Source organism: Sphingobacterium sp. IITKGP-BTPF85 (genome assembly GCF_001006065.1).
GTDB classification, from domain to species: domain Bacteria; phylum Bacteroidota; class Bacteroidia; order Sphingobacteriales; family Sphingobacteriaceae; genus Sphingobacterium; species Sphingobacterium anhuiense.
The window spans coordinates 1-9,572 of the sequence record NZ_ASZT02000173.1 but is presented as its reverse complement, the minus strand read 5'-3'; the positions used below and the strand labels follow the sequence as shown (position 1 = coordinate 9,572).

General features: G+C 36.1%; 8 protein-coding genes and 1 pseudogene. 5 read left to right on the top strand and 4 right to left on the bottom strand.

Features of this window, described 5'->3' with window-relative positions; translation table 11 throughout:
• From L950_RS22350 to L950_RS22340, 4 genes and pseudogenes are all read left to right on the top strand, one after another.
• Positions 1–473 (top strand): TolC family protein (locus tag L950_RS22350; RefSeq protein WP_197086640.1); only part of this gene is annotated, 473 nt, incomplete at its 5' end.
• 10 nt (positions 474–483) lie between these two features.
• The gene (locus L950_RS36890) at positions 484–714 is read left to right on the top strand and encodes an efflux RND transporter permease subunit (RefSeq protein ID WP_316930737.1); all 231 of its coding nucleotides are present in this window, start codon (positions 484–486) and stop codon (positions 712–714) included.
• Positions 715–752: 38 nt separating this feature from the next.
• Positions 753–3,772: pseudogene (locus L950_RS22345) on the top strand (efflux RND transporter permease subunit).
• An 81-nt stretch (positions 3,773–3,853) separates the two neighbouring features.
• Positions 3,854–4,945: an efflux RND transporter periplasmic adaptor subunit gene (locus L950_RS22340; RefSeq protein WP_021191944.1), complete on the top strand. Its 1,092-nt coding sequence runs from the start codon at positions 3,854–3,856 to the stop codon at positions 4,943–4,945.
• Between the two features lie 883 nt (positions 4,946–5,828).
• On the opposite strand, the gene L950_RS34370 is transcribed toward L950_RS22340, so the two are convergent.
• Complete coding sequence (locus tag L950_RS34370) at positions 5,829–6,197, bottom strand: hypothetical protein (protein WP_231577794.1); 369 nt, start codon at positions 6,195–6,197, stop codon at positions 5,829–5,831.
• Positions 6,198–6,252: 55 nt separating this feature from the next.
• Positions 6,253–7,338: a glycosyltransferase family 39 protein gene (locus L950_RS22330; protein ID WP_231577793.1), complete on the bottom strand. Its 1,086-nt coding sequence runs from the start codon at positions 7,336–7,338 to the stop codon at positions 6,253–6,255.
• Between the two features lie 570 nt (positions 7,339–7,908).
• On the opposite strand from L950_RS22330, the gene L950_RS22325 reads away from it, so the two are divergent.
• Positions 7,909–8,331, top strand: coding sequence for a hypothetical protein (locus L950_RS22325; protein ID WP_021191942.1), 423 nt, complete (start codon positions 7,909–7,911; stop codon positions 8,329–8,331).
• Between the two features lie 229 nt (positions 8,332–8,560).
• On the opposite strand, the gene L950_RS22320 is transcribed toward L950_RS22325, so the two are convergent.
• Both L950_RS22320 and L950_RS22315 read right to left on the bottom strand, forming a co-directional pair.
• The gene (locus L950_RS22320) at positions 8,561–8,782 is read right to left on the bottom strand and encodes a hypothetical protein (RefSeq protein ID WP_021191941.1); all 222 of its coding nucleotides are present in this window, start codon (positions 8,780–8,782) and stop codon (positions 8,561–8,563) included.
• A 182-nt stretch (positions 8,783–8,964) separates the two neighbouring features.
• Positions 8,965–9,324, bottom strand: coding sequence for a hypothetical protein (locus L950_RS22315; RefSeq protein ID WP_021191940.1), 360 nt, complete (start codon positions 9,322–9,324; stop codon positions 8,965–8,967).
• Positions 9,325–9,572: the final 248 nt, after the last annotated feature.

Here is a 9,572-nt window from a genome sequence, read left to right as displayed (position 1 = left end):
ACTTCATAGGACGGATACTTCAAGCCTTCACAAGCAACTATTGGAATGGTATTCGTCCCAATAGGCAAAATTATCTTTTGGGGTTAGGGATCAATTGGAATATTACATCTATTGCACGAGTGAATAAAAAAATCAGTGCGCAGCGCTACACCAACGATGCTTTACGTGAGGAATATCAAACCACGGAAGCGCAATTTTTTGCACAGCTGGATGCTGCTGAGGTTAAGATGCGATTAGCACAGCAAAGCGACGCTGAAGCACCTAAACAGGTATCAGCAGCTTTACAAGCTTATAATCAAAAGATGATCATGTACAAAAATGGCCTGGCTACGCTTGTTGATATCACCCAAACTTTATATACACTGAATCGAGCCGAGACAGACCGCGAAATCGTCCATATTAACCTCTGGCAATCATTATTACTGAAAGCCGCCTCCGCTGGAGATTTCGATATTTTTAACAAAGAACTATAAATAACAAAGCATGAATTTAATACGTTTTGCCTTACGTAAGCCAATATCCATCCTTGTGCTGGTTATGGGTCTTATTGTGTTTGGAATAGGTGCAGTACGCACGATTAAGGTTGATATTTTACCCAAAATGAACCTTCCTGTTATTTATATTGCGCACCCTTTTGGAGGCTATTCTCCAGATCAGATGGAGTCTTATTTTGCTAAAACTACGTTAATATTTTACTTTTTGCCAATGGGGTAAAGTCGATTGAGACCAAAAATATTCAAGGTTTGACTTTAATGAAGATCTCTTATTACGAAGATACCAACATGGCACAAGCAGCGGCGGAATTGAGCGCACTCGCTAACCGGATACAGGCTTCATTTCCTCCGGGTTCACAACCGCCTTTTATTATTCGGTTTGATGCATCTTCACTTCCTGTAGGCCAATTGGTACTTAGTAGTGATAAGCGCTCGAATAATGAATTACAGGATCTAGCCAATGTTTATGTACGGGCTTCATTCACCTCCATACCGGGTTTAATTTCCCCACCACCATTTGGGGGTAGTCCGCGGACAATAGAGGTCAATGTTGATCCTGAATTGATGCGTAGCCACAACATGACCCCTGATCAGGTCGTAGAAGCGTTAAAGCTTAATAACCAGACTGCACCAGCGGGAAATGTCCGTATAAAGGATAAAAATTACATTACGTCAACTAATAATACCATTCGTAATGTCAAAGATTTTGAGAAAATTCCCCTTTTTAAAGGCGGTGTCCAAAATCTTTATCTGGGTGATATCGCTAGCGTGAAGGATGGAGCCGATGTTACTGCAGGCTATGCGCTTGTCAATGGAAAACGATCGGTCTATGTCAGTATTGCCAAGCTGGTGATGCTTCGACTTGGGAAGTTGTACAAAATTTGAAGGCTGCACTTCCAAAAATTCAGAATACCTTGCCCGAAGATGTTAAATTATCCTATGAGTTTGACCAATCGGTATATGTTATCAACTCTGTTAAAAGTCTAATCACTGAAGGAGCAATCGGCGCTATTCTTACCGGGTTAATGGTTTTACTATTTTTAGGTGACCGAAGGGCTGCCTTGATCGTTATCTTAACAATTCCAATTTCTGTTATAGCGGGAGTACTCTTCCTAAAACTATTTGGACAGACCATCAACCTCATGTCACTGAGTGGATTGGCGCTGGCAATTGGTATTCTGGTTGACGAAAGTACTGTAACGATAGAGAATATCCATCAACATTTGGACATGGGAAAACCTAAAGCATTGGCGATCTGGGATGCCTGTAAGGAAATAGCCCTTCCGAAGCTTTTGATTTTATTGTGTATTCTCGCTGTATTCGCTCCGGCATTTACAATGACAGGTATCCCAGGATCTTTATTCTTACCACTGGCTTTGTCCATTGGATTTTCAATGATCACCTCCTTCTTATTGTCACAGACTTTTGTACCCATTATGGCTAACTGGCTTATGAAAGATCATCATAAAGCAGGAGCACATAAGATTAATCCTAAAGGATTGAGTGCAGATGAAGTGCAATTTGCGGAAACAGGCCTTTCAGTGGAATCTGAGCAAGATACGCTAAATCAAAAGCGAATTCTAGTCGAACGCGAAGATTTTAATAACGATGGTAAAATCAGTCTGTTCGAACGATTCAGAAATCGGTTTATGAACATGATTGATCAACTGTTTAAACAAAAGAAAATCATCACCATCGTATATCTAGGTGGAGCCATCAGCTTGGTGGTGATTTTACTCTCCGTCATTGGACAGGATGTGTTTCCAAAGGTGAATTCGAGCCAGTTTCAAATGCGCCTACGGGCCGTCGAAGGTACCCGTATTGAACGTACGGAAGAAAAAGCGAAACGTGCATTAGCAGAACTTGAAAAACTGGTAGGTAAAGAACATATTAGCATATCATCTGTTTATATCGGTCAACATCCAGGACAATTTTCTGTATCACCGATCTATTTGTTTATGGCAGGGCCTCATGAAGCTGTTTTCCAAATAGCTCTTCAAGATTACCATCACGATATGGATAGCTTCCGCGATGAGTATCGGAATCGACTCAAAACTGCTCTTCCAGATGTACAGGTTTCTTTTGAGCCGATCGAACTCACGGACAAAGTGTTAAGCCAAGGTTCGCCAACACCTGTTGAAGTACGGATTGCAGGTAAAAACAAAAAGAATAATGAAAAATACGCAGGAAAACTAATAGAAGAACTAAAAACCATAGCATACTTCAGAGATATTCAACTGGCACAATCCATTAAATATCCGTCCTATGATATTACAATTGACCGTGTACGCGCTGCTCAACTTGGTATTGACCTTGCAGAGGTATCGCGCTCACTAATTGCCGCGACTTCATCCTCTCGTTACACGGAAAAGAATACCTGGATTGATGAAAAGGCTGGATTATCTTATAACGTGCAAGTTCAGGTCCCAATAGACAAAATGAAAGATGAAAAAGAGATTGGCGAAATTCCATTGCTAAAAAATTCTTCACGACCTATTCTGAGCGATATTGCAACTATTACGCCATCATTTACCTATGGTGAGAACGATAACTTAGGCGCTATGCCGTACATTTCTGTGACTGCCAATATTGATCATACCGATCTAAAAACAGCCTCTAAAGATGTACAGCGCAGTATTGTCGCTTTAGGCGAATTGCCACGTGGGCTTTCTGTCGAGCAGATTGGATTGGGCAAAGTATTGGGCGAAACAATGGATAGTTTACAGGCAGGCCTAGCAATTGCGATTATAGTCATATTTCTGATGCTTTCGGCAAACTTTCAATCCTTTAAAGTTTCAATGGTCGTCCTAACAACAGTTCCAGCCGTGGTACTTGGATCTCTATTGATGCTTTTACTGACGGGCTCAACACTTAACCTACAGTCATATATGGGAATTATCATGTCTGTAGGGGTGTCCATCGCCAATGCAGTACTTTTGATCACCAACGCAGAACATATACGTAAGCACAATCAAAATGCATTGGCTGCGGCACGAGAGGCGGCTTCACTTCGTCTACGTCCGATTATTATGACCAGTTTGGCTATGATTGTCGGGATGTTACCAATGGCAATTGGTCATGGTGAAGGAGGGGAGCAAGTTTCCCCGCTGGGACGTGCCGTAATCGGGGGATTATTGTTTTCAACTTTCGCCGTACTTGTTATTTTACCTTTAATATTCGCTTGGATACAAGAGAAAAGTAGCACGCAGTCGATCTCTTTGGATCCGGAAGATGAAGAAAGTAAACATTATATAGCAGCATTAAAACCTTTAAAATGAAATCATCATGATTCATTCAAATCGAGGTGAATTAGTTCATTTATACTGAAGAGCCTAAAAACATATCAATAATTTAAACAGATGAAAAGTAATTTCTTAAGAATATTATACACGATTGGCTTATTCGCCTACTTAACCGGATGTCAGTCTGCTGCTGAGGAAACTGGCAAAAAAGTAACTAAAGAAAGTCCAGCAATAGAAACATTTGTACTTTCTAAGGAAAAACTAACAAGTAAAATGCAGATACCGGGAGAGATCAGCGGATTTCAGCAGGTTGAAATTTATGCCAAAGTGAGTAGCTATGTGCAGGCTTTAAAAGTCGATATCGGTAGTAAGGTACAAGCGGGACAGTTGTTAGCTGTCCTTGAAGCTCCAGAATTAAGCTCACAGTTGTCAACTGCAAAATCGAGGTTAAAGTCGCAAGAGGCCATTTATACGGCTACCAAAAGCACTTACGATAGATTGTTTGAAACCAGTAAAGTTGAAGGTACCGTAGCTCGATTGGATCTGGAAGTTGCAGAGGCGAAAAAGAATGCCGATTATGCCCAATTTCAGGCAGCAAAATCCGCCTATGCGGAGGTGCAGAATCTGCTGAACTATCTTGAAATACGCGCTCCATTTGATGGTGTTATTGCAACAAGGAATGTTAATCAAGGTGCGTATGTAGGACCGGCAGGTAGAGGTTCGGAAATGCCGATCATGACAATCCAGCAACAAAGCAAGCTGCGTTTAGCTGTTTCTGTACCTGAACAGTATGCGGGCTTCCTGGTTGCAGAACAGCCGTTGCAGTTCACCGTAAAATCCTTGCCAGGACAATATTTTACAGGCAAGATTGCACGTAAGTCAGGAGCACTGGATAGCAAATTGCGATCAGAAAGGATTGAAATTGACATTAACAATACCAACAACAAACTTCTTCCCGGTATGGTTGCCGAGGTGGAGTTATCGTTAACCTCTCAGGATAGTACTTTTGTTGTACCCAAAGCAGCCATTTACACTTCAGGTGAAGGTAGTTTTGTAATAGCAGTTATAGCCAATAAAACAAGCCGTGTTCCCGTACAAAAAGGACGCAGTATTGAGGAGCAGGTAGAAATATTTGGGAATCTTAATCCAACAATGTTACTCCTCAGTAAAGCAGATGAAGAGATCGCAGTTGGCACTCCCGTCAAATAAAAAGAAAGGCCATAATGATTATTATTATGGCCTTTCTTTTTATTTCAAGTAAACCAATAATTTCACCTTAATTCCATAAATTTTAAGTCTGTTGTAGGATATTTGATTCTAATTTCGAACCATATTATAATTTATCTATGGTTTGCGTTACTTTGGCAGAATGATTGAAAATCTTGAGCTTAATGACACTATTCCGATTTGATAAATTTTTGAATATCACACTTTCACTGTCGTCAACATTTAAAGCGTATTTATTATCTTTTTCCATGCTAATTTCCGTATCATGAGTTCTTAAATGAATCGTACTATCAGATTTAATTATCACCTCAAACGAAAAAGACTTCGCGTCCTCAGTTGAAATTTTTAGTGACGAATACGCTGGAATAATTGTATTTATATATAAAGCATGGCGGTCTTTTTTACCGAGGTTGCTTATTTGACAAGATTGTGTAATTAATAAGGTTAATACGATTAGTAGTTGCTTCATGAAATGAAGATAAATTAAAATATAATACTAAATTGTGACAATTAGTTTCATGACATAATCATGGCAATTAGAATACTGCAGATCAAAATTATTATTCGTAAAAAGCACCATATCACATAAAACCAAGGAATTCACAATGAAGGTCAAGTTAAAAACAGATCTATACGCAACCACAATTTATCAGCTTTAGTAATGTGTTTTCAAACTTTAAGTGGCTTACTATGTCGCAAAACTAGTTAAGGTCTGTGACAGCACTATGTCAAGAGGGGTAAGGCATCATGTTGTTGTATATAACGATATGAAGTTGGCCAGCGGTATGCGTAAAAGTATGGCACGCATTGGTGTGATTTTAGTTCTTGCAATACGGTGATTTTTAATGGAAGTTTTTAACTTCCTCTACCTCTTTTTTATTCTTTCATTAATATCAATTTTGGCATTCATGAAAGAAAAAATTGTTGTTCCATATTCTCTAGCATATTTGTTCGTGATCGAATCTGCAATACAAGCATTTTCAAAATATGGAGAAGTTTCTGTCCATTCATTTTCTTTCTCCCAAGCATTTTTGATACGGATTAAATGATAGTATTTTGTTTCAAAATCAAACCAGTTGATGTAATCTGCATTGAATGTTACAGCACGGATTCCTTTCTTTGAATAATAATTGATAGCTCCGGCTTGCCCGTAATTATCACATAATATCAACGTATTTTTTGGGTTTGGAATAGTCATGTAAACACTATCCACTTTTTGGCAAGTTCTTTCCAACCTAACATGTCTGCGAAATCTTGTGGTAATTGATGCTCTTTTCCATCTTCCCAAGTTAACATTCCAAATTTTCTGTATTTATCGGGATGATTGACAATGTACTCCGGACTTTATTAGGAAATGCAACACGGTAAATCGGAATGAAACATACAACCACCAAAAGGATAAATATTGGTTTTAAGATTTTACCAATTTCATTTTCTAATAAAGTTGAAATATATACTGAACCGAAAGCAAAATAAATTGGGTAAACTCCAATCGCATAATAATCTTTAGCTTTTAAAAACAAAAAAATTGAGATTATTATGAAGAATGCCCAAAAGAATAGCCGATATTTTTTGAATTTCTGCTGCTTTAGCAACGCAAAAAGCCCAAAAAAAACAACGATCAAAGTTCCTGGGAAAAATAGAAACTGAGAGCGGATGAAACTCCAACGATCCACATTTACAAGCTGTGTCTCTGAAAGTTCATGAAGATGATGGACAACAGGGAAATGATTATTGAATTGCCAAATTATATTTGGAGAAATTATAATGAAAGCTAATCCAATTCCAAAATAAAGGTTTTTATTGCGAAAGATTTTTCTTTCAGCTGTTAATAGTAAAGAGGGAATAATTCCTAAAACAAGGAAAATGATATTGTATTTATTTAAAAATCCAATCGCAAATGTAAATGCAATGAGATATATCCATTTAGTCTGATTACTGTTTAAATATTTTATAATGAAATAAAACAGTGAAGTCCAACACAGGACATCTAGTGAGTTTGGTTGAAATAAGGTATTTAATCTGAATAATACTGAAAATGTCACACAGCTTGCCCCTAAGATAAGCGCAAAAAGATTCCCTTTTAATTCTTCAATTGTTTTCCAGACCAAGAGAATTGTCAACGCCCCGAAAAGTGTAGGGAAGAATTTAATCCAAAAAACAGTATTTCCAAGTAATTTAATTATATACGAAATCCAGGACGTAACTGGTGGAACAGAAAAATATCCAAGAGCCAAATGGTTTGCCTGATCTATATGCAAAAATTCATCTCTTTGCAATTCATATTCTGGGCTAATAAGTGAATATTGAATAAGAAATTTGACTAAAATAAAGCATATTAGGATAATATTTTTTTCATATTGTTTCTTTTCCATCTGTCAATCGAAGGTATAAAATTGTTTTTCTATTCAGAAACTAAATTTGTAAGCGTACTCATGATAAAGCCGGATATTGTAATTTTTTCACCCTAAGATACTACTTTAAAAGAATAGGGACTACCCTCAATACCTTAAGGTATTGATTTTATTTAGTAATAGGCATTTGTAAATGTAATTTTTTAATGCATTAATGTCTATCCACTAATAGACACCATTTTTTCGCATTCCATGCTAAGAAAATATAATTGTCAACCTATCTTTTAGTATAGTCCCAAGCCTTTCTCTAAACCATATAGTCATTCTAGAACAGATGTCACAGCTGGAGAGTTGGAATTAATAAAGAGGAGATTGGGTGAAAAAACTTGAGTAATCTTTTCGTAAATTGGTCTTGCGTAAATAATTTATTAATTTTATAAGTGTCAACGGCTTTTCAATAAGATTAAAAGCCTGGAGTTACCGCTCTTTAAATTAAAAATATCGATGATGAAGATTTCCTATTTATCTATTCAAGTTTCTACAGAAACAATTTATTATGGGTTTAAGATTGGTCATACAATTCCTAACTAAATGAAGACAACAATTTTGATTGCTTTACTTTTAATATGTAAATTTTCATTTGAACAATCAAAAGATCAAAGATTTGTACTTGTCAAACCCGATATGAATAAAATTGACTGGTTACAATCTCACAAATCTTATTCCTCATTATATGCCTACCTTGTTTGTCATTACGATACTATTGGACCTCAAAAAATTTTGGGAGAAAAATGTGATTTTTCACAGCAATTTAAAAATCGAATAAGTTATAGTCAAAAAGAATGTCCAGTTGGCGTAAGCTCTTATCAGTTAACGATTCCGTTTACAGAAGTTTCAGAAATAAAAAAATTGTTTGCTTTGCTTTTTAAATCAGAAGATTTTGTTTGGAGTGCCGATAGCCTATCGTACACATCACAAAGTGGTGCTGGAGGAACGTTCGAATATAAAAAGTGAAAAATAAGATAGTCAGTAATATCTTGTTCACAGATTAGTACTTGCGAAAACCTTAAAAATACAATAAATTGGATTTAAATGTTTGTTGCTCATATCAACTGTTCATCATAAGGTATTTATGGATATAGTTCTAAACTCCATTGAATGAATTTTTTGGAGTGGTTAAAACAATGCAATCTATTTCGAAATTAAAACGAGTTTTATTTCGGAAAATAGATTGCATCATTGCCTACATATAACTACTAGTATATACCCAATTGTGTTCGGTAAAAAAGTATGTGTTTGAAATATGGCTTCCATTTAAGTACACACCGATTGTACCGCCACTTTCTCCTCCTTGAGCAGGTGAAAATGACAACGAGATTCCACCCATTGGATTGAATCCTCCTTGTATCGTTTGCTCTTCACCTTGTCCGAGCTCGAATTTTGTTAAATTTTCAATTGATTTCATAATTTTTAAAATTTTCTCTTAAACTACTCATAAGTCGATCAATACATAAGACCTAATTGATATTTGTAGGAAGATTACTTATTTCTGTGGCGATGTAATCAATTTATGTTTGAATAAATCTCTATTTTAATTGGGCATACTAACTGCCTGATGCAAAATCCCTCTTTGCAATCATCTTTTGATTATTTTGGAAAAACCATACTGAGGCTTCTAAAATCTATCCATTCCGCATATTTTTTATGAATGTTACATATCGCTATTACGGTTAATTTATTTTCATTTGTAGTGAGGTTTTTTTTATAAGTCACAAAATAGCTTACATTATGCTGACTATCATTCCATTGTATCAGTTCTTCAATTATATGTCGCGTTTCTTGCTCTCCGTTTTCATCTAAAAATATAGGACGTTCTTTTGTATTTTCATTTTTTTGATAAAACATGTGCTTGCCGAAAACCTTATTAAATTCACCTATTAATAATTCACAATTATTGTTGTTTTCTAATTCTACTTCATAAGTAAAAGCAGTGTTGTCTTCTTTCAAATAGTATATGATTAAACTTTTATTTTACCGATATCCTGATCATTGAATTTAAAATTTTGTTGAGGAGAAAATGAAAATTCTTCATAATCTAAATTTAAGTTATATGCTGAATTATTATTATCATTCTTATTTAGGCCAAATGGAATCAGTGTTTTGGACTTGCAAATAAAATTCGGCAGTACTTAGTTAAGCAGTTTTTTTAAGATTTTGTTTTTTGTTATTGAATTGCTCTATGGTTGAAGGTTTCC

Excerpts from the sequence above, each read along its gene's own strand:
- L950_RS36890 (WP_316930737.1), top strand. The coding sequence starts at position 484 with ATGAATTTAATACGTTTTGCCTTACGTAAGCCAATATCCATCCTTGTG.
- L950_RS22340 (WP_021191944.1), top strand. The coding sequence starts at position 3,854 with ATGAAAAGTAATTTCTTAAGAATATTATACACGATTGGCTTATTCGCC.
- L950_RS22330 (WP_231577793.1), bottom strand. The coding sequence starts at position 7,338 with ATGGAAAAGAAACAATATGAAAAAAATATTATCCTAATATGCTTTATT.
- L950_RS22325 (WP_021191942.1), top strand. The coding sequence starts at position 7,909 with ATGAAGACAACAATTTTGATTGCTTTACTTTTAATATGTAAATTTTCA.
- L950_RS22320 (WP_021191941.1), bottom strand. The coding sequence starts at position 8,782 with ATGAAATCAATTGAAAATTTAACAAAATTCGAGCTCGGACAAGGTGAA.